Genomic DNA, 23,062 nt, shown 5'->3' on the forward strand with positions numbered 1-23,062 from the left:
CATTTCTCATGTTTGAATCAGTTGATGGTAATTATGTTTCCGCATTTCATAATTATTATCAGTGATATATGTAAGGCATCCATATGAAAATAAGAGGCTGTTCAAAGGTTTTCCGTACTTTTGGGCAGCCTCACCCCGTTAAAAGGACGATACTTTATGTATCGTCCTTTTTGTATAAAAAAACATCCAATCAATTGGGAGATTGATTGGATGTGAAAAAATTATTAATAATTTTGTTTGCGTTTTGTAGCCAAAATACTTAATAATCCAACTAGTAGAAGAAGGATACCTACTGTTTGTGTAGGGTCTTCTTTATGACCTGTATTTGGAAGGTGTTTATCCGTATTTCGATCATCTTGCTGTTTGTTATCTGTTTTATTCGATGTTTCTTCGGAAGTTCCGTTTTCGTGTTTCTCAGATATTTCATTGCCTTTGTTTTCTTCTTTATTTGGAGGAGTAACTGGCTTGTCATCTCCACCTGAAGAAGATTCAATTTTTTTATTTGAAACTGTAATTTGTAGTGGCGTAGCTTGGGCTTTATCAATTGTAAAGTTTATTGGTGATGCATCTAATTGATAGCCTTTAGGAGCCTTTGTTTCTACTAATTGATAAGTACCAGGTTTCAAATCATTTACGATTACTTTTCCGTGTTGATCTGTTTTTAAACCTTCTCGGATAACTTTTCCATCTTGGTCTAAAATATTGAAAATGGCACCTTCAAGTGTTCCATGGTGATCAATATCAACTTTAGTTAACTCAATTGAACCTGTTGTTAAACTATTTAAGGCTGTAACAGAGGTAACCTGAGATTGTCCTTTCGTAATTGTGAAAGGAATTGGTTTAACGTTTAAATCATAGCCAGTTGGAGCTTTCGTTTCAATGAACTGATAGTCACCTGGACGTAAATTAGAAACAGAAATCTTACCATCTTTATCAGTAGTTAAGTCGGTGCGAACGTCTTTGCCGTTCATATCCACAATTTTAAAGATAGCCCCTTTAAGAGTAGTGCCATCGATGTCATCAACTTTAATTAATTCAACTGCACCTTTCGTTAAGCTATTCGTAGCAGTAACAGAAGCTTTAGCAGTTTGACTCTTTTCAATAGTAAACTTGATAGGATTTTGATTTAAGTCATAATGCTTAGGAGCTTTCGTTTCAATGAACTGATAATCTCCCGGACGTAAATCAGAAACAGAAATCTTACCATCTTTATCAGTAGTTAGATCAGAACGAACATCCTTGCCGTCCATATCTACAATTTTAAAGATAGCCCCTTCAAGAGTAGTACCATCGATGTCATCAACTTTAGTTAATTCAACTGCGCCTTTAGTTAAGCTGTTAGTAGCAGTAACAGAGGCGATTTTTTCTTGGCCTTTTTTAACTGTGAACTTAATAGGTGTGTCGTTTAAGTCATAGTATTCAGGAGCTTTTGTTTCAATAAACTCATAGTCTCCTGGTGGTAATTCATCCACAACTAAACGGCCGTTTTTATCAGTAGTTAAATCGGTACGAACATCGTGTCCATCCTTATTAACAATTTTAAATACTGCACCTTCAAGTGTTGTGTTTTGCTTGGCATCATCAACTTTAATTAACTCCACACTACCTTTCGTTAAGCTATTAATAGCTGTAACGAAGACATGCTTTGTTTGACTTCTTTCGATTGTGAACTTAATTGGTTCTTCATTTAAGTCGTAATGTTTAGGAGCTTTCGTTTCAATAAATTGATAGTCTCCTGGTTGTAGGTCTTTCGCGATGATTTTACCATCTTTATTTGTAACTAAATTCGTACGAATGTCGTTACCATTCATATCAGTAATTTTAAATACCGCACCTTCTAGCATCTCTTTTTTATCTACAGAGTCAATTTTCGTTAATTCCACGCCACCTTTTGTTAGGCCGTTCTTAGCAGTAACAGAAACGTGAGTTAGTTGACTTCTCTCGATAGTGAAATCGATAGGTGTTTTATTTAAATCGTAATCTTTCGGAGCTTTCGTTTCAATGAACTGATAATCTCCCGGACGTAAATCAGAAACAGAAATCTTTCCATCTTTATCAGTAGTTAAATCAGAACGAACAATTTTACCCTTCGCATCGATGATGTTAAACACTGCATCAGAAAGTTTTGTATCTGGATTTATATCATCCACTTTTATTAATTCTACAGTACCCTCAGTTAAGCTATTTGTAGCAGTAACTTGGAGCTTTTCTTTTTGGCTTTTCTTAATTGTAAACTTAATAGGTGTACTATCTAATTTATAGTGTTCAGGAGCTTTCGTTTCAACAAACTGATAGTCCCCAGGACGTAAATCAGAAACAGAAATTTTTCCATGTACATCTGTTGTAAGCTCAGTACGAATATCGTTACCATTCATATCAGTAATTTTAAATACCGCATCTTTAAGAGCAGTACCATCTACATCATCCACTTTAGAAAGTTCCACAGCGCCTTTCGTTAAGCTATTTGTAGCTGTAACGGAGATAGGATCAGCTTGGCTCTTTGTAATTGTGAATGGAATTGGCTCTTTGCTTAAATCGTAGTGTTTCGGAGCCGTTGTCTCGATGAATTGATAATCACCAGGACGTAGGTCAGAAACGCTAATTTTACCTTGTTGATTCGTAACAAGATTTTTGTGAATCACAGTGCCATTCATATCCACAATTTTAAATACTGCGCCTTCAAGAGTAGTGCCATCGACGTCATCCACTTTAGAAAGTTCCACGCCGCCTTTTGTTAAACTATTTTCCATAGTAACGGTAGCAATATCTTTTTGGCTTTTTTCAATTGTAAATATAATTGGTTTTTTGTCTAAATCATAGTGTTCAGGAGCCGTTATTTCAACGAATTGATACGTACCAGGACGTAAGTTTTCGATAACGATTTTACCTTCACTGTTTGTTTTTAAATCTGTTTTAAGTACTTTGCCATCTTGATCTAGTAAATTAAATACCGCATCGGCAAGTTTTGTTTGAGTGTTTAAATCATCAACTTTAAGTAATTCGATACTACCTTGTTTTAAGCTATTTGTAGCAGTTAAAGAAATAGCTTTCTTCTGTCCTTTTTCAATAGTGAATTTGATTGGTGTTTCATCTAAAACGTAATGCTTAGGAGCTTTCGTTTCGATAAATTGGTAATCACCAGGACGTAGGTCGTTAATTTCGATTATTCCTTGTTCATTTGTAACAAGGTCTTTATGAACTACATCACCGTTCATATTAACAATTTTAAATACTGCATCTTTAAGAACAGTGCCATCAACATCGTCTACTTTAGAAAGTTTAACTGCACCCTTTGTTAAAGCGTTTGTAGCAGTGAGATGAAGAGTTTCAGTTTGGCTCTTTTTAATTGTAAATACGATAGGTTTTTTATCTAAATCGTAATGTTCAGGAGCAATTGTTTCAACGAATTGATACGTACCAGGACGTAGATTTTCAACAAAAATTTTACCTTCATCATTTGTTTTTAAGCCTTCTTCAACTAGCTCCCCGTCTGCATCTAATAAATTAAATACGGCGTTAGCAAGTTTTGTATTCATATCAATATCGTCAATCTTTGTTAGTTCAACGCTACCGTTTTTCAAAGCATTTTTGCTTGTAACATTGATTTCTTTCGTTTGACTTCTTTCAATTGTAAATGGAATCGTTGTTTCATCTAATACATAGTGCTCAGGAGCTTTTGTTTCAATGAACTGATAGTCTCCAGGGCGTAAATCAGAAACAGAAATTTTACCGTTTTTATCTGTAACGAGATTCGTATGAACTTCCTTACCATTCATATCAACAATCTTAAAAATTGCACCTTCGAGCATCGTACGATCGATGTCATCAATTTTTGTTAATGTTACTGCACCTTTCTTTAAACTGTTAGTAGCAGTAACAGTAATATTCTCTTTTTGACTTTTTTCGATAGTAAACGGAATAGAGTCTTTGCTTAAGCTATAGTCTTTTGGAGCTTTTACTTCAACAAATTGATAGTCTCCAGGACGTAAATCAGAAGCAGTAATTTTACCGTTTTTATCAGTCGTTAAACCTTTGTGAATTACCTTTTTAGTATCATGAGCGTCAACGATTATAAATTCTGCACCTTCAAGAGTAGTGCCATCAACATCATCAACTTTTGTTAAAGTGACGCCACCTGTAAGTAAACTATTTTTTACAGTAACAGGGATAGGAAGATCTTCCTTACTACCTTTTTTAATTGTGAACTTAATAGGTGTTTTGTCTAATTTATAATGTTCAGGGGCTTTTGTTTCGATAAATTGATAATCCCCTGGTGCTAAATCAGGAATAACTAATACTCCGTGATCATCTGTTGTTAAATCTTTCATAATTTCTTTGCCAGTTGCGTCTTGCAATGTGAATACAGTGCCGGCAAGAGCTTTACTACTTTCCACATCATCTTCTTTAATAAGTTTAACTTTTCCTTTCGTTAAACTATTTTTAAATGTAAGTGGAAGGAGTTTTTGTTGTCCTTTTTCGATTGTAAATTCAATTGGTTCTACATTTACATCATAATAAGTTGGAGCCTTTGTTTCGATAAGTTTATAGTTACCAGGACGTAAGTCATCTACAACTAGCATTCCTTTACTATTCGTAACAAGGTCCGTACGAACATCTTCATTAGTATCTCTATTAACGATTTTAAATACTGCACCTTCAAGTGTTTCCTTTTCATCTGCAGCATTCACTTTTGTTAACTCAATACCGCCTTTTGTTAAGCTGTTTTTAGCGGTAACAGTAGCTTGAGTTGTTTGACTTTCTGTAATCGTAAATTTAATTGGTTTTGTATTTTTGTCGTAATACTTCGGTGCTGTTACTTCGATAAATTTGTAATCGCCAGGGCGTAAGCCAGTAGCGATAGCTTTACCATCCGCGCCAGTTTTTACATTTTCGCGAATAACTTTCTTTTCATCATTTGCATCAACAATTTTAAATACAGCACCTTCAAGAGCTGTACCATCGATATCATCAACTTTTGTTAATTCAACATCTCCTGGTTTTAAAGCATTTTCAGCTTTCACAAGTAGAGTTTCTTTCTGACTTCTATCGATTGTAAATTCAATAGGTTCTGCTCGTAAAACGTAATGTTCAGGAGCAGCTATTTCAATAAATTTATACGTACCAGGACGTAGGTTACTAACTTTAACTTTACCGTGTTTATCAGTAGTTAAATTAGTGTGAGGGGAAACGTCATTATTATTTGTATCGACAAGTTTGAATACAGCACCTTCTAGTGTTTTTTTCTCACCAAACTCATCAACTTTTAATAATTCAACCTCGCCCGTTTTTAAGCTGTTATTTGCCGTAACAGTAGCAAGAGCTTGTTGGCTTTTATCAATTGTAAACTCGATAGGGTTTGTACTTAACGTATAATCCTTAGGAGCTTCTGTTTCGATAAATTTATAAACACCAGGCTCTAGATCTTTAACGGTAACTTTTCCATCTGAACCTGTTTTTATATTTTCACGAATTACTTGTTTCTCGTCATTCGCATCGACAATTTTAAATACAGCACCTTCAAGGGCAGTGCCATCGACATCATCGACTTTTGTTAAAGTGACACCACCTTTAATGAGGTGATTCGTCGCAGTAACAGTAACTGCTTTCTTTTGACTTTTTATAATTGTAAACTCAATTGGTTTTTTATCTATGTCGTAATCTTTAGGTGCTTTTTCTTCGACAAATTGATAGTCTCCAGGGCGTAAATCTTTTGCTTCGATTTGTCCTTGATCATTTGTCGTTAATTTTTCATATCCACGAATTACTTTGTTATATCGATCGCGTACACTGAACTCCGCACCTGCTAAAGTTTTTCCATCTTTATCGACTTTTGTTAAAATGGCCGATCCTGGAACCAAACTGTTTATTGCAGTTCGGTTTATTACTGTTGTTTGATCTTCTTTGATTGTGAATTGAATAGGTGTACTGTCTAATTTATAATGCTCAGGAGCAGTTGTTTCTTGTAAGTAGTAAGTTCCTGGTTTTAAATTATCTACAGTAATTTGTCCTTGATCATTTGTTGTTAATTTTTCGTGTTCTGAAATTATTTTTTTGTCTTTATCAAGTAGTGTGAAAACGGCACCTTGCAGTGTGACGTTTTTATTCAGGTCATCAGACTTTGTTAAAACTACTTTACCGACAAACTTCTTATTTGCAAGTTTATATGTTGTAGTCTCTTGTGTACCAAGTTCAACAATTTTCCCTTGTTTTAAATCCCAGCTAATTACATAGCCTTCAGGAGCCTTTGTTTCTTTTAATAAATATTTATCGCGTTTTAAATTATTAAATTTAGCGATACCGTCTTTGTCTGTTGTAATTTTACGGATAACAGTTTTACCTGTACGATCGTATAAAGTAAATTCTGCCCCAGCTAATAGTGCGTTCTTATTGTCGTTATCTACCTTTATAATTTCAAGGTTTCCACGGCCTTTAGTAGCAGATCCTCCGCCTGAACCAGAAGACATTCTCACTTCAATCGTTTCAGTAGTTTCTGTGTTTTTAACTGTCAACTTATTGCCTGTGATTTTCGCTTTATTACTTACTTTTTCTTTATCGTCTGCATTAATAAGTGAGCGATATTCTAAAATATAAGCTCGATCAATTTTTTTCAAGAAGGCAATTTCGAAATGTTGCTTTCCGGTATTATTGTCTGTTGTTATTTTGAGTTTATAGTCTGTTCCTTCTTTTAATTCGTTTACTGTATCTTTTGTTAAATTTCCATATGGATCAACAGTTGTAGGATATAAGTGGAATGAATCTTCCACAATTACCTGATTTTCGGTTGGGTCATCTGTTACAACGGCATCTGCAATGGTTGATTGACTTTCGTTAATTGCGATACTCCAATTAATATAGTTGTCGTCTTGCACAGCTTTTTTAGTAACGAAGCTACCACCTTTATTTACTTGAGTGTCACCTGTAAGGGTGTTTACGATTTTAGAGCCATCTTTTAAATCTGCCTCGTTTTTGTAGGTGCCTTGGATAAGTTCACCATCAAGGCTTGTTTTAAAGATAATATAGTAAGGTGAATTAATTGATTGTTTGAAATGAACCTTTAGGGTGTTTTTATTTTTCTCTGTAGGTTCTTCAAGTTCATATTTCTCAGTTGGTACAGCATTACCAGGTTGTGCATTATCAGGATTTCCATTTAGAATCATATCGCGCACTTCAATGGATCCAGGCACTAATTTTTGTTTATCTTGTATTACGTCTATAACATAAGGATCTTTAATCTCAACATTATTATAGTTAAAGCCTATTATCCAAGTAATTTCCTTCGTTTGGGCGTTATAAGAACCGTATTTATAACCATTTGCCTTTGTGAAAGTATCAGGATCGAAATTAGCTTCAACTTTATTTGATTGTGGATTAGAATCCGTATCTATCCAAGAAAGGTTACCTGTATTTTTAAATGAAGTTTTACCACTTTCTAGCTTTGTATAATCAAAGTCTGTCGTATATTTTACGACTAATGTCTTTGTCATATTAGACTGATACGTACCTATAAGAGTAATTTTGAAGCCTTTATCTGTTACATCTAAAACATAGTCAGTCCCAGCTTGAAGGGTATAATTTCCGTCTTTAATTTCTAGTTTCTTATCTTTTAATTGTAATCCACCATGATCAAAGGTGTCCGTAATAATCGCGTTGCTTAATGGATAGTTGTTATTATTTACTATAATTGTCCAAGTTGTTGTTTTGTCTTTATAATTTGTTTCAGCTTTATTATTAGATTTAATAATATTTTGCTGCTTGAAGCTAGCTTCATTTTCTTTACTTGAATCATTATCAGCTGTAACTTTATTTTTTACTTTTCCATCTTCTATAACTTTATTAGTTGGCTTGGTTTTATAGGTAATCACATAAGCACTATTAATATCATCATTAAACTGTAAATCGAATCCATTCTTCTTGTTACTTACAGTGTAATTATTAACAGCGTCTCCTGTTACAAGCGTTCCTTTTTCATTATATGAAGCGTTTTTTACAACAATAGAATTTGCATCTAGTTCGTGTGTATCGTCAAAAATATCTTTTAAAATCGCATCTGCTTTTTTGATCTCTCTTTGATCACCATTGTAAGTAATTGTCCACTCAATTGTTTGCGTCTTTGGATCATATTTACTTGTTTTATTTAAGTGTGTACCACGAGAAACCGTTACAGTAGAACTTGCGTTTTGTTGCTTTTGATTATCACTCGTTATCGTAACGTTATTTCGGAAACTTTTAATATTTTCATCAGTAATTTTTGTGGCATATTCGATTTGATATGCTTTATTGATAGAATCTTTGAAAGCAATCTCCAATTTTGAGCCATCTGATGAAATAATATTGTAATCTGTTGGCTCAGCTTCTGCACCACGCGTTACATTCCCATTAACATCAACTTCTAAATAATAAACTTTAATAGAATCTTTATTTAAGCTTGTACCCTGTGGAATGTTATCTTTAAAAACAGCGTTTTTAAGGGTGTCTTTCGTTTTGTTCATCTCTACTTTCCAATTAATTTCATTTGTATTAATTGGTCTATCAGGTAAACCCTTTTTATTCGTAGCTGTTTGTACATTAGGCTTAAAGTCAACTGTAATAGAAACATCCTTATCTTTAATCGGGAAAGGAATTTCTTGTGTTGTTGTACCTTTAATTTCAGCTTTATTAAATTCTGTCTTTAATTGTAGGTTACCAGCAACATCTGGATGCTCTTCAACATAATCGTTGAATGTCATCGTGACTTTTCCATCTTTTGTAACAGTAAAATTACCAATTTGATGGTTTTCACTATCATATAAAGGACTGTTAATTGTATTGTAAATCTTAAAATGTTTAGGAAGATCAAAAATATAGTAATCTCCATTTTTCACATTCATTGATTTTAAAAGTTCCCATGTAAACTCAATATTGGCAGGGGAATCTGTACTTGGACGGTTATCCTCTGTAAATGGTTTTCCGTCTTTATCCGTCAATTTTACACTGGTTAAAATGTTTGTTGTTATTTGCTTTGGACCTGAATTTGTATTCTCAGCAGGGTCGCTTGATAGCTTTTGTTCTGGATTGTCAGTAGCAATTTTAGCTGCTGGTTTTTGTTCCGGATTATCAGTGGCAGTTTTAGCTGCTGGTTTTTGTTCCGGATTATCGGTAACAGTTTTAGTTGCTGGTTTTTGTTCCGGATTATCAGTGGCAGTTTTAGCTGCTGGTTTTTGTTCCGGATTATCAGTAACAGTTTTAGTTGCTGGATCTTGCTCCGGATTGTCAGTAACAGGTTTAGTTACTGGATCTTGCGCTTGTTTATTAGTATCCTGTTTGGTGCCATCTTCTTTAGAGTTTTCTACTTGAACAGGAACTGATATAGGCTGAACCATTGTTCCTAAAGGAAAAGCGATTTGAACTGATTTTTCCCCAGATTTTAAAGTTGAGTTAAACACGGTATCAACTTTAATTTTTCCTTTAGCGTCTTTCAAATTTTCTACTTGATTATTAAATATTAATTTTAATTTATTATCTTTAGCTGTTATAAAATATTGACCAATATTTTTTTGATCTGTTACTAAATCCCCTTGCAAATCTTTAGATACTTTTAATGCAAGTGGTATTTGAACTACTGTTGTATCATTTGCGTGTGCAACTTGTTGATCTTTTATTGACCAAGCGTATTCTACTTGAATGGTTGATCCTATCTTTATTAAATTGTTAGGATTTTTTGATTCGTCAATAATATGATTCGTTGCATCTTTCATTTCAACAGTGTCAAATAAGGAATCTCCTGTTAAGGTTTCCGCTCTTACTTGATTGTATGGAAAACTAGCAAGTTGCGAAAATAGTACGAATACAATTAAACATACATTAAAAAGTTTTTTCATTTTTCCTCCTCTGAACATTCATTTGTCCATTGGGGACTTATTCCACATGAACAAATGGAATATTAAAAGTATTTGTTATAAGTTATTTATTTTTGTTATCCCTCCGTTTCTATACGCGTTCTCAGACAAACAGAATTATGTTCAAAGCAATATTATTTAACGTAAAACAAAATGTATATTTACACAGTTCTATGGAAATATACACAATTCGACAAAAAATGTCGAAAAAAATACTGATATAAATAATGATATCAGACCTTTATATGTGAGATAGTTTTCATGTATATCTAGTAAAAAAGAATGGTTATAAAGGTAAGTTTTACGATACATACTAACCAAGGTAGTGTATCCCTTTGTGAAGGCTTATTTTTGCCTTAAAGTTATGTGGAAATAAAAATCTAGATAGGGTTGGTTTTGGTCAGAATGAAGACAATATGTACTTTGAAAATAGTCATTTATTTTGTCTAAAGAGAGTTGTGCGACTAGTGGACCGAAGTTGAAAGGTGATAGTTTCTTACATTGTTAGAGAAATATAAGGATTACAGAATATTCGACTAACACGTTACTACGGTCATTTTTGAGCCTGTTTAAACAATAAGAAAGAAGGTGTTTTACTCCTTAGTTACAATATCTTTTTAGTAAAGATAAGCTTAAGTAACCTCCGCTAAAGATTATATACTTAAATGATAAAGAGTTCAACAATGGTTCACATATTTTCCCAAAAATAAAAACGGCTGTTTTATGTGGAATAAATCTACAAAACAGCCGTTTTTGGTATTAGATTTCTGTTAAGATTATTGGCTCGCCGCGTGTTACGACAACAGTATGTTCACATTGTGCAACAAGACTTTTATCAGGTGTAACGAATGTCCAACCGTCGTCACCACGTTCAATAATATGATCAGCTTTCATAGAGATGAACGGTTCTACAGCGATAACAAGACCGTCTTTTAGAAGCGCATTATCCATTGGATCATAGTAACTTAAAATGTGATTTGGTGCTTCATGTAAGCTAAGACCAATGCCGTGACCAGTTAAGTTTTGAATAACATTGTATCCACTTTTATGTGCGAAGTTTGAAACAGCACGACCAATTTGATTTTGTTTTGAGCCAGCTCTAACCTTTTTCATTGCTGCCCAAAATGCATCAACTGCTGCTTGGCAAAGTTTTTCTTTTGCCTCGTCTTCTCCAAGAACAAATGAAATGCCTGTATCTGCATAATAGCCATCAAGTGCAGCAGATACATCGACGTTTACTAAGTCGCCTTCTTTTAATACACGATCTCCTGGAATACCATGAGCAACTTCCTCATTTACACTAATGCAAGTTACACCTGGGAAATCATATTCTTTTTCAGGTGCAGAAATAGCACCATGCTCATCTAATATTTTTTTACCGATCAAATCAAGCTCTTTCGTTGTCATACCTGGCTTCGCTTGTTTTTTCATTTCTTCACGTGCAAGCGCAACGATGCGGCCGATTTTTCGTAAGCCTTCTAAATCTTGTTCATTACGAATAATCATGAAAACCACTGTCCTTCCTCGAATATATATCTTATCCGATTGTATCATGTTTATTTTCGTCCTGCTACTCGCTTGCGGTATGCGGGTTGATTCCTCTCATAAAGAATACATGACAATTGTCATATCGATGTCATGACGCATCATACTGTTTCCTAAGTTTTCCAAGTAATACAATGTAAATATAAGAAACAGCGGGGGTGGAGAGATGGAAAAGATTATTGAAGTAAATGGTGTTTCTAAAACATTTAAACATAAAAACGCAGTAAATAATGTTTCATTTCATGTAAATAAAGGGGAAATAGTAGCGTTACTTGGTCCGAATGGTGCGGGGAAAACAACGACGATGTCGATGATGCTTGGATTAAAGGACCCAACAGAAGGTAAGGTCTTTATATTTGGAAAGAGTCCAAAGCATAGAGATGTTCGTAATAGCCTCGGTGCGATGCTGCAAGAAGTAAGTGTCATTGATAGTATTACGGTGGAAGAGGCAATTGAGTTATTCCGTAGTTATTATACGAATCCTATAGCGAAAGAAACGTTACTGCAGTTATCAAATTTAGAATCAGAGCGAAAGCAAAGATGTGAGAAGTTATCAGGTGGGCAAAAAAGAAGGTTAAACTTTGCGCTTGCACTTGCGGGAAATCCAGATTTGTTATTTTTAGATGAGCCGACAGTCGGAATGGATATTACGTCTCGAAGAACGTTTTGGGAAACGATTCGAAAGTTAGCAAGTGAAGGGAAAACGATTATTTTAACGACGCATTATTTAGAAGAAGCAGATGCTTTAGCAAATCGTATCTTATTATTTGCGAACGGAAAGATTATCGCAGATGGTACACCAGACGAAATGAAAGCAACAATTTCGAGAAAAACAATCACATTTTACTCAAAGGAAAGCATTCCTACAAAATTACTAAAGGAATTACCAAATGTAACAGAAGTAAAGTCAAACGAAGGACGCTTCATTTTAACAACGGAGGATACGGATGCAACTTTAAAAGCCATTTATCAAAGGAGTTTACCTGTAACAGATGTTTCAGTTGAACGTGGAAGTCTTGATGAGGCATTTGAACAATTCGTTGCAAATCAGAAGGAGGAAATCGCATGAGAGCGTTATGGATGCAGTGCAAAATAGAAATTTTACGTACATTCCGCAATAAATTATTTATCTTTTTCTCATTATTAATGCCTGTTATGTTTTACTACATTTTCACAAATGTTGTTCAAGTACCACAAAACGGAGATGCGTGGAAAGCACATTATTTAATTTCGATGGCAACTTTCAGTATTGTAGGGACTGCACTCTTTAGTTTCGGTGTGAGACTTTCTCAGGAAAGAGGGCAAGGATGGACACATCTTCTAAAAATTACACCGCTTCCAGAGGGAGCATATTTAACAGCAAAAATTATCGCTCAAACAGTAGTAAATGCTTTTTCAATATTAGTTATCTTTATTGCAGGGATACTAATTAATCATGTTGAGTTAACGGTAGGGCAATGGATAGGTGCGGGGTTATGGTTATTGTTAGGGGTAACACCATTTTTAGCGTTAGGAACAGTAATAGGTTCCATTAAGAAGGCGGACGCAGCTGCTGGCTTAGCAAATATTTTAAATATGAGTTTAGCTATAGTTGGCGGGTTGTGGATGCCGATTGAAGTATTCCCAAAAATATTAAGAACGATTGGTGAATGGACACCGACATACCATTTCGGAAGTGGTGCGTGGGATATTGTAGCTGGAAAATCAATTGGATGGGAAAATATCGCGGTATTAGGAGGTTATTTCCTTATATTTGTTGTAGTATCAATATATATAAGAAAAAGACAGGAAGCGGTATAAATGATAGAGAAGAAGAGGATTGAGATTTTTCCGAAACATATGGGATTTTTTCCGTACATGTGGTTTGTTTATCTATTATTTCCAATTTATCACTTAGCACAAGCATCAGGATGGAAGCTTGTGCTAGGAAGCAGTATGTTGATACTTTTTATTATCACATACCGTCAGCTATATTTTGTTCAGAAGACGTTTATTTTATGGGCATGCATTCAAATGATACTCATCTTTTTATTTGCTTTATTTTATAATCCTTTTATGATATTTTTTGGCTTTTTCACAGCAAGTGCGATGGGATTTGCGCCAAATAAGAAAGTATTTCGAGTGCTGTTATGCTCGTTAGTTATAATGCTTGGAGCATTTTTATTTGTAAATATGAATCAACTAACAACTACAAGTTTAGTAAATATCGTTCCGATGTTTATCTTAATGCTTCTTACGCCATTTGGTATGCGTAATTTTAATCAGAAAAAGATGTTAAGAAATCAATTAGATGAGGCGAACGAGCAAATTAAAGATTTAGTAAAACGTGAAGAACGGCAGCGAATTGCAAGAGATCTTCATGACACATTAGGGCATACCTTATCTCTTATTACTTTAAAAAGCCAGCTCGTTGAGAAGTTAATTGTGAAAAATCCAGAGCGTGCAAGTGCGGAAGCGAAGGAAATTACACAAACTTCTCGTACCGCCTTAAAACAGCTTAGAGAATTAATTTCTGATATGCGTATGATTACGGTAGAAGAAGAGCTAGAGCAAATAAAAGCGATCTTACAAGCAGCTAATATTGAATTAGAAGTGAGGCAAGAAGCAAGATCGAGCTCGTTATCACGAATTGAACAAAATATTGTCGGGATGTGTTTACGTGAGGCCGTTACAAATGTTGTAAAACATAGTAAGGCAACGCGGTGCGCAGTTTCTGTATTAGAATCACAAGGTGAACTGATTTTGAAAGTAGAAGATAACGGAATCGGTTTAACAGATCAAAATCATGATGGAAATGGTATTCGCGGTATGAAAGGACGAATTGCTCTTATTGATGGATTTGTTGAACTAGGTACAATCAATCCAGGGACGTTATTAACGGTAAAAGTTCCAGTTGTTATTAGAACAGGAAAAGATGAGGTGAGGGCATGATTCGAATTATTATTGCAGAAGACCAGCGGATGCTTCGTGGTGCATTAGGGGCCCTGCTTGATCTAGAAGATGATATCGAAGTAATTGGGCAAGCTGCGAACGGGGAAGAGGCGTTAAAATTAATTGAATCGTTAAAGCCAGATGTAAGTATTATGGATATTGAAATGCCGATTCAAAGTGGATTGGATGTCGCTGAGACTTTAAAGAAAGAAAAATCATCATGCAAAGTAATGATTTTAACAACATTTGCACGGCCGGGATATTTTGAAAGAGCAATGAAAGCTGGTGTGCACGGCTATTTATTAAAGGATAGCCCAAGTGAAGATTTAGCGGCAGCAATTCGTAATGTAATGAAGGGGAAACGAGAGGTCTCCCAAGATTTAATGTTTGGCTTATGGCAGGAGCAAAATCCGTTGTCAGATCGCGAAAAGGAAGTACTGTTGCTTGCGAAAGAAGGAAAGACGGCAAACGAAATTGCGAAGGCACTTTATCTTTCGCCGGGTACAGTACGTAATTATATTTCTGAAGTATTAGCGAAGCTTGATGCGAAAAATAGAATTGAGGCAATTACAATTGCGGAAGAAAAGGGTTGGATATAAAAAGAAGGTTATCTATGAGAGGTAACCTTCTTTTTATAATTATTGTACTTCTATTACTTGATTTACTTTTTGTAACGGTTTGTAACCGTGTGCTTCAAATGCCTTTGCAAATTCATTTGATACGGCAGTGCCATATAAATCTTTTGAAGCTTGTACGATATGAGATTGAAGTGATTCAAAGTCTTCAGCGGAAGTTGCATAATTTTGCAATGCACGCATAACAACTTTACTTACTTTTTCATTTCCTTGTTTTTGAACAGCAATACCGTTATATGTTTTACCTTCAGCTAATTGATATAATACGTGACTGATAATACCAGAATTCACGTGTGATTCTTGATTATTACCATCGTTATAGAAATCTTGTAAATTTGTATATAGTTTATGACCGCCGTCACCAATTTCCCTTGGGATATCACGAATTGTTAGGCCACCTAATGTATCGCCCATAATCCAGTTTCCTTTATCTTTCTTTACGTAATATTCGATTTGTGTACCCCAGAAATCCGCTAATCCCTCGTTTAGTGCAGATGTTTCAGCGCTTGGATATCTCACAACTTTATTTTTCGTCGTGCCACTGAATACAGCATGTCCAAATTCATGAGCTGTTACATCAAGAGCGGATGTTAGTTTTCCGTCTAAACCATCACCAAATACCATTTGGTTCCAAGCGGGATGCCAAAATGCATTTACATAGTCTTCTTTTACACCATCACTAACTTCAGTAGAATCAAAACCGTGTACACTAGCAACAACTTTTGAATCTTTATTGTCGTAACTTTTTAGATTATGTTCTTTCTTAAAGTAATCGTAAATATCACTCATGTTCTTCATAGCGCCCGCGGCTTCTTTATCTGCAAAATTAGGAGTACTACTTGAAATTAGTGTCCCTGGATAACCAGCTTGACTATATCCTCCAAGGGAATCGGCGTAGTTTGCATTATAAATATAAATACCATTTCCGCGTGATAAATCCGCTAAATAAAATTTTCCATCAGTTCCTTTGGCAATATTGAAAGAGATGTTTTCTTGAAGTGCATTTTTCCCAGTTCCTTGCTCACTTGCAGGGGATAATCTAGGTGATGTTACTTGATTTATAGTCTTATTCTCTTTGTTTTTAATGAATTTTTCTTGAAAAAGTACTTCGCCAGTTTTTAAATCAACGATAGCATTGCCGTTTATAATTTGTTCATTGTTTTCATAAGTAAATGTAATAACAGTTGCGAATGTATAATAGCCATCTTTTTTCTTATAAACAACGGTTTCGCTAGAGAATTCAGTCTCAACTGCATCGCTTGGAATTTGAACTATATCGCGTAATTTAGATTTTACTTCATTTTTCGACAAAAAATTTGTTATAGTAAGATTAGGTTGTTGATTTAAATTTTGAATAACTTTACCACTAACAGTTGTGATCACTCCATTTTTATCTACTTTTACAATGAGATCTTGGCCATATACTTTATAGTTTTTATATGTTTGTGCAAGGCGAACTTCGGTTTGATTTTCTTTGGTTTCTTTATTGGTAGGTTGGAAATCTACATTTTTTTCAGTAGTGACTTGTTCTTGTTGAGCTTTCGCCCCATTTACCTCACCTTTTAAATACTTTTTAGCAATATTTTCTTTCGTATCATTTTGAGGTTGTGTTAATTTCCCGATTGTTAAACCAGGCTGAGCAATTTCAACTTTGACTGCACTTTTGTCTAATTCTTGAGCATGAATAGCTTCTGTTGATAAAGGGCAAAGAAGACCGAATGTAACGAAAGCACTAGCAAGTTTTCTATAATTCATCTATAACACTCCTAATCTATTATTGTATGTGAGATGAATTGTATGAAAAATTTGCCGAATTTTATATATATTATGCATTATTTCATATCAAAAATTGTCGAATTCACATTATTGTAGTGGTATGACAACTTAACAAATTAGATTGTTATAATGGGATGGTGAGTAAGTATGCACGCAGAGAAATTAGGAAGTGAAATTAAGAAAATTAGAGTGTTGAGAGGATTAACACAAAAACAGTTATCCGAGAACATATGTCATCAATCGGAAGTGAGCAGAATTGAATCGGGTGCGGTATACCCAAGTATGGATATATTGCAAGGTATTGCAGCAAAGTTACAAGTTCCCATTATTCATTTTTATGAGGTACTCATTTATTCCGATATTGAGAGGAAAAAGCAGTTAAAAGATCAAATCATTATGCTTTGTAAGCAAAAGAAATATAAAGAAATTTATAATAAAGTATGGAATGAGTTGAAAAAGGAAGAATATCATCCTGAGTTTCAGCAATTTCTTCAATGGCAATATCATGTAGCAGCGTATGTATTGAAGAAAAGTGATTATGAATATTGCATTTTAGAATTGAAAAAATTATTAAATCAACAATTAACTGGGATTGATGTGTACCAAAATCTTTATATAGAGAATGCAATTGCAAATATTTATGCTGAAAATGGTTACTTTAAGAAGGGCATGGAGTTATTTGAAGGTATATTAAAGCAATTAGAGGCATTACCTGAAAATAAAGAGTTTGATGTGAAGGTAAGACATAATTATGCGAAAACATTATACTTAGATAATCAATATGAAGAGGCTCTTTATCAAATAAATAAAGCTATTGAAATATCGTGTCGAATTAATAGTATGGCATTGATTGGGCAGCTATACTATCAAAAAGGTGAATGTTTAGAAAAGCTAGGCTACGATGAGGTAGAGAGTGAAGAAGCTTATGAAAAAGCTTATTTCTTTTTTGATATACTAGAAATGCATACGTATAAAGAAAAGTTTATGAAAAAAATGACGAAATAAAATAACGCAAAAACTAAATATGCATAATTGCATAATGTATGGATAAATTTTCATGATATATTAAAAGAAAAAATGTGGGTGATGGAATATGAAGAAACTACTTATCGGTAGTCTATTAACGTTAGCAATGACATGGGGTATTTCATTAGCGGATACAGCTTTAGAGAAAAGCCAAGTAATTTCTCATGATGATCAAGAGGTACAATTAGCTTCAGATATGCCTTTTGAGTTTTAAAAAAAAACAACCGTCTTACTTAGACGGTTGTTTTTTTATGGAGTAACATCCAAACGTCTTTACTAGAAACAGGTTTGCTAATAAAGAATCCTTGAATGTGATCACAATTTTGTTTATGTAAAAATTCCCATTCTTCTTCCGTTTCTACACCTTCTGCAATCACTTTTAAATTTAGTTGTTTTGATAGTGTAATAATGGAAGAGACAATTGCTTCTTCTAAAGGGCTAGTTGTAATTCCACAAATAAACTCTCGAGCGATTTTTAATGTGTTGATTGGATATTTTGTTAAATAAGCTAAAGAACTATAACCAGTTCCAAAGTCGTCGATTGAAATTTGAATACCGAGATTTTGAAGTTGTTCGAGTTTTGCAACTACAGATTGATTTTGATTAATTGCGATGCTTTCCGTAATTTCAATATCTAGTGCTTCTGGTTTCAGTTCTGTTTCTTCCAATACCTTTGAAATAGTTGGGATTAAATCTGCATGGTTAAATTGAACAACAGATAGATTTACACCAACTTTTAAGTGAGAGAAACCTTGATTATGCCATCTTTTTGCCTCTAAACAAGCAGTACGTAAAATCCAATTGCCAAGTTCAATAATAAAACCAGTTTCCTCTGCTAGAGGGATAAATTGGGCAGGAGATACGATACCGAGTTTTGGATGCTTCCAACGTATTAATGCTTCAAAACCGATAATTTGTTTTGTTTTTGTGCTTACTTGTGGCTGGTATTCAAGGAAAAATTCATTTTGTTGTAATGCTTTTGAAAGTTCACCTTCTAAGAATTGAATTTCATTTTGAGCGATACTCATTTCTTTTGAGAAGAAAACAAATCTGTTTTTTCCATTTGCTTTCGCACGATACATAGCCATATCAGCATTTTTCATTAACTCATTTACATCAGTTCCATAATCAGGGTACATCGCAATTCCGATACTTGGTGTAATAGAGAGTTCTTCGCCTTGAATGAAGAATGGTTTGTTTAAAATAGTTAAAATCTGTTCAGCTATAAAAATTGCACTTTTTTCTGAGTACATTTCTGGCAATAGAATTGTAAACTCATCTCCACCTTGGCGAGCGACGATATCTTTTGAACGCAAGCAACCGCGTAATCTTTTTGCTACTTCAATTAATAATAAATCTCCAACGTCATGGCCAAGTCTATCGTTAATTTTTTTAAATCGATCTAAATCAAGGAATATGACGGCGACATCATTTGCGTTAGTTTGGGCTGTATTTAAAATGGCTTTTAAATCTTTTTCGAACTTTCGACGATTTGGTAATCCAGTAAGTGCATCGTGAAAGGCTAAATGTTCTACTTGTTTTTGTTTTTCATATAAGGTGGTAATATCACGTGCTATCCCAAACATTCCGACCACTTCTTTGTTTATAAAAGTAGGGATAAGTGTAATATGGAGATAATAATAATAGCCTTCTTGTTCTTTTGTACGAACTTCTAACGTTTGTGGCCTACCTTCCTTTGTAATTTGTAAAGCCTTCTTTAGTAGTTCGTGGTCTTTTGAATCAATGAAGTGTACCAGAGAATAGCTTGCCACTTCGCAATAATAGGCAGTAAATAAGCTTTCGCATGCCTTATTAGATTGTTGAAAAATGCCATTCATATTTAAAGAGAAAACGGCATCGGGATGGTCCTCGAATAAAGATTTATAACGTTGTTCACTTTTTGATAATGCAAATGCACCTTCTTCAACTTCGTCCTCTAGTTGTGTAGTCAACTGTTCATATGTATGAATTAGTGCTTGATTATCTTTCCACATGTAAAGTTGCCGCAAGAATAACAAAATAAGTGATAATACGAGACCGATTAACATGAATTTATCATCCCAAGGTTGAATGATAATAAAAGAAAAAGTAATAATTATACTAAAATAAGGTAGTATAAAACGTACATAATCGAATCGATAATATTTTGTTTTCGTTTCATGCTGCATTGGTTTATCTAAAATATATAGTATGGAAGAAAGTCCAATTAATAAAATAGAAGCAGTGTGTATTAAATAATTAATTTCAGCAGAAGTTTTCATCCCAAAATTCAATTGAAACAGATGAATATAACCGTATACGAGTATAATAGTGAAACCGATAATTAATGCAATTCTACTAGAAGAATATTGTTCTCTTCTATATAGGCTAATAACGGCGTAAATTACTAATGATTGTGCAATGAAATACCCAATTAAAATCCAAGTATCCTTTGTTAACATGCGGAAGCTTGAAAGGTCTAAGATAAAAGTTAAGGTGAAATAAATGTTCATAATAATAATAAAGATGCTATCGAATGAAAATTGAGAAAGCCCCTTAATAGAATAATTTTTTATAAACTTTATAGCAAATCCAACAAAGAGCAAAATATATTGTATGATAAAAAAAGGTAATGCTTTATATGAAAATATAGATTGATCATGTATAGAAAGTGAACTAAGAAATAGGGTTATCTCCATAACTAATCCACATAGGCAAGTACATAGTAATAAAATCCAAAATAGTTTATCACTGCGTTTCATTCTCTTAATAGCTTTATATAAACAGTGACAAGAAAAAAGTGCAGCGAAACAGAATAAGAAAAGAATTCCAATCTCCTTTATATGCGACTCATTTGGAATAAAGAGTATCCAAAGAGCAAATATAGATATGTATATTATGACAAATTGTACATATTTTTTTTGATTAATCATATTATGACTCCGTTTCAATAAAGTTGAATCTCGAGGGAATGCTAATTTAAATAATAGCATATAAAATAGGATGTTTTTTACTATAAAAATTACTTTTTTGAAAAAATGGTGCAAAGTTACAATTTACCACTGTAACATTGCACCACTTATTCTTTTAATTCCTCTTATAGCAGAAAGTTCATCTATTAATTGGAATAATGCTAAGTCTTTTTGTTTACTTTCAATCATAATATCGAAATTATGATTGTGTTTTTTTGCAATGTGTAAGAAAGGCTTAATAAACTCTAAATCGATATATTCAGCATGAGCCCTAAATTCTTTTTCCGATCTCGGGGAGGAAATGTGAACTTTAGGAGAGATATTTGTATGTGACCAAGTTTCAAAAATTGCAGGAAGCAACTCTTCTAGTGGTTCCTCGCAAAGATTGGCCATATGATGATGATAATCAAATACAAATGGAATATTTTCTTTTTGGCAAATTGATAAAGTTTCAGCGGTTGTATAGGTTTTATCATCATTTTCAAGAGTCATTTGTTTTTTTATATGTGTAGGAAGTTTTTTTATGTTTTCATGGAAGCGCTCAATTGCCTTTTCTTTATTTCCATAGGCTCCACCTACATGAATATTAATGTAAGAAGAATCTGCAATGCCTATAGCATCCAATATTTTATAATGATAAGTCATATCCGTAATAGCGTTAGTAGTAATATGTGGCTTGTCGCTTGTAAATAGCGTAAATTGATTTGGATGAAAACTTATTCGTAAATTGTGTTCTTTAATTAAAGCCCCTATTTTACGCCAAAGTAGTGTGAATACCCCAATATAGTCAAACTCGACTTCGGGATGTGTTGCAAGTGGGACGATGGAAGACGATAGGCGATATAGTGGGATTTCATGCGCTATATTGTAATGAAGGATACGTATTGTGTGCTCTAAATTTTGCCTTATAACATGGTACAGTTTGTCTTCTCGCTCTTGCTTGCTGAGTTTCTTAAAGCTTGTAAACGTCATTGTTTTGGCAGGAGAACAGTCCCAGAGTGCCATTGCATGTGAGACATATCCAAACCGTATAAGCATATGAGATACACCTCTTTTATTCATTGTCTTTCCTATAAAAAGAAAGCAAACATTGTTCCAATCCATTCCTTTCCTCTATCGATAAGAGAAGGCGGGTTTACATCGCTATAGGAAAGTACAGATGCATTCTCTAGATCTTCATGGAATTTCTTTTTTACTGTTTGAATGAAATGTTTATTATATAACAGGCAGTTTATTTCATGGTTAATATATAAACTTCTCATATCAAAGTTTGCTGTTCCGATATCGCAAATATCATCGTCTACTATAATAATTTTAGCGTGAAAAAAACCTTGTTGAAATGCATAAATATTGCAACCAGCCTGTATTAATTTTCGGCAGTACGGAAATTTGGCTTCTCGAACAAGAGGGTGATCAGCTTTTTCTGGAACAAGAATTGTGATTTGAACCCCTCTTTCTCTTGCTTTTAATAAGGCATTCATAATTTTTTTTCCAGGAATGAAATATGGTGTACCGATACAGATTTCTTTTTTTGCCGCGTTAATTAAATGTAAAAAAGTATGCTGTAAATAAGCCCCATCAGTCGGAATAAATTGATGCAGGATGGTACCTGGGTTTTGTTTTGGAAAATAAAGAGAAGCATCTAATAAATTTTGTTTCGTATCATCAAACCAGTCATGCAAAAATTGCTTTTGTAAATCTTGAACCCCTTCTCCTGTAAGACGTAAATGGTAGTCTCGCCATAATCCTAAATATTCATTATGCCCTAGATACTCTTCACCGATATTAAATCCCCCGATATAGCCGGTTTTCCCATCAATCACTGTAATTTTCCTATGATTTCGTTGATTGGCAGAAAAGAAAGGCAGAGGAAATTTTACCTTATGACAAAATGAAAAAGATACACCATGTTTTTGCAGGGAGCGAATAGCTTCGTTTGATAAAGAATGGCTGCCAAATCGATCAAGTAAAAGTCGTACTTCAATTCCTTCCTGAGCCTTATCAATCAGCAATTTTAAAAATTCACGACTGATTTTATCGTTTTTTACAATGAAGAATAAAATATGAATGTGATGCTGTGCTTGTTTTATATCAGTAAATAAAGCGTCATACAAATCTTTCCCGTATGTATAAAGGTGAAAATCACTTTGACGTAAAGGGAAAGTGCGAGAGCTTACTCGTTTTAAATGAAGAAGTCTCCCGTATGAAAGGTCAATTGTAATCCAAAGAGCAACGGATATTAACAAAAGAGATAAGTAGAGCATTAGTGAATTCCCTCCTTCGCATTCTTTTCACCTTCAGTGTGTTACAAATGATACGGGTA

The 23,062-nt window shown here is 34.0% G+C and carries 12 protein-coding genes; 6 read left to right on the forward strand and 6 right to left on the reverse strand.

What is annotated here, in order from left to right:
• Positions 1-224: 224 nt before the first annotated feature.
• Together DN404_RS03010 and map are read right to left on the reverse strand one after the other, a co-directional pair.
• Entirely contained in the window at positions 225-9,857 is a 9,633-nt protein-coding gene (locus tag DN404_RS03010; protein ID WP_149214714.1) for a SpaA isopeptide-forming pilin-related protein, read from the reverse strand.
• A gap of 777 nt (positions 9,858-10,634) precedes the next feature.
• On the reverse strand, positions 10,635-11,429 hold the full coding sequence (gene map, locus DN404_RS03015) for a type I methionyl aminopeptidase (protein WP_100617878.1): 795 nt from the start codon (positions 11,427-11,429) through the stop codon (positions 10,635-10,637).
• Between the two features lie 157 nt (positions 11,430-11,586).
• On the opposite strand from map, the gene DN404_RS03020 reads away from it, so the two are divergent.
• From DN404_RS03020 to DN404_RS03035, 4 genes are read left to right on the forward strand one after another with little or no spacing between them, the layout of a single operon-like run.
• A complete protein-coding gene (locus DN404_RS03020) occupies positions 11,587-12,489 on the forward strand; it encodes an ABC transporter ATP-binding protein (protein ID WP_000411129.1) in 903 nt (300 codons plus the stop codon).
• Complete coding sequence (locus DN404_RS03025) at positions 12,486-13,220, forward strand: ABC transporter permease (RefSeq protein WP_001202431.1); 735 nt, start codon at positions 12,486-12,488, stop codon at positions 13,218-13,220. The genes DN404_RS03020 and DN404_RS03025 overlap by 4 nt, the downstream gene beginning before the upstream one ends.
• A complete protein-coding gene (locus DN404_RS03030) occupies positions 13,221-14,351 on the forward strand; it encodes a sensor histidine kinase (protein ID WP_149214715.1) in 1,131 nt (376 codons plus the stop codon).
• A complete protein-coding gene (locus tag DN404_RS03035; RefSeq protein WP_000619259.1) occupies positions 14,348-14,950 on the forward strand; it encodes a response regulator transcription factor in 603 nt (200 codons plus the stop codon). Before DN404_RS03030 ends, DN404_RS03035 begins: the two co-directional genes overlap by 4 nt.
• 39 nt (positions 14,951-14,989) lie before the next feature.
• On the opposite strand, the gene DN404_RS03040 is transcribed toward DN404_RS03035, so the two are convergent.
• The gene (locus DN404_RS03040; RefSeq protein ID WP_016123892.1) at positions 14,990-16,741 is read right to left on the reverse strand and encodes a M4 family metallopeptidase; all 1,752 of its coding nucleotides are present in this window, start codon (positions 16,739-16,741) and stop codon (positions 14,990-14,992) included.
• A gap of 168 nt (positions 16,742-16,909) precedes the next feature.
• On the opposite strand from DN404_RS03040, the gene DN404_RS03045 reads away from it, so the two are divergent.
• Together DN404_RS03045 and DN404_RS03050 are read left to right on the forward strand one after the other, a co-directional pair.
• Positions 16,910-17,767: a helix-turn-helix domain-containing protein gene (locus DN404_RS03045; RefSeq protein ID WP_000542908.1), complete on the forward strand. Its 858-nt coding sequence runs from the start codon at positions 16,910-16,912 to the stop codon at positions 17,765-17,767.
• A gap of 88 nt (positions 17,768-17,855) precedes the next feature.
• On the forward strand, positions 17,856-18,002 hold the full coding sequence (locus DN404_RS03050; RefSeq protein WP_000734744.1) for a quorum-sensing peptide PapR: 147 nt from the start codon (positions 17,856-17,858) through the stop codon (positions 18,000-18,002).
• A 19-nt stretch (positions 18,003-18,021) separates the two neighbouring features.
• On the opposite strand, the gene DN404_RS03055 is transcribed toward DN404_RS03050, so the two are convergent.
• The 3 genes from DN404_RS03055 to cls form a co-directional block, all read right to left on the reverse strand.
• A complete protein-coding gene (locus DN404_RS03055; RefSeq protein WP_016123891.1) occupies positions 18,022-20,700 on the reverse strand; it encodes a DUF4084 domain-containing protein in 2,679 nt (892 codons plus the stop codon).
• Positions 20,701-20,823: 123 nt separating this feature from the next.
• Positions 20,824-21,777: a UV DNA damage repair endonuclease UvsE gene (uvsE, locus tag DN404_RS03060; protein ID WP_046393175.1), complete on the reverse strand. Its 954-nt coding sequence runs from the start codon at positions 21,775-21,777 to the stop codon at positions 20,824-20,826.
• Between the two features lie 32 nt (positions 21,778-21,809).
• Positions 21,810-23,003: a cardiolipin synthase gene (gene cls / locus DN404_RS03065; RefSeq protein WP_000966423.1), complete on the reverse strand. Its 1,194-nt coding sequence runs from the start codon at positions 23,001-23,003 to the stop codon at positions 21,810-21,812.
• Between the last annotated feature and the right edge of the window lie 59 nt (positions 23,004-23,062).

This window comes from Bacillus sp. TE8-1 (genome assembly GCF_008368855.1).
In the GTDB taxonomy this organism is placed as follows: Bacteria; Bacillota; Bacilli; order Bacillales; family Bacillaceae_G; genus Bacillus_A; species Bacillus_A cereus.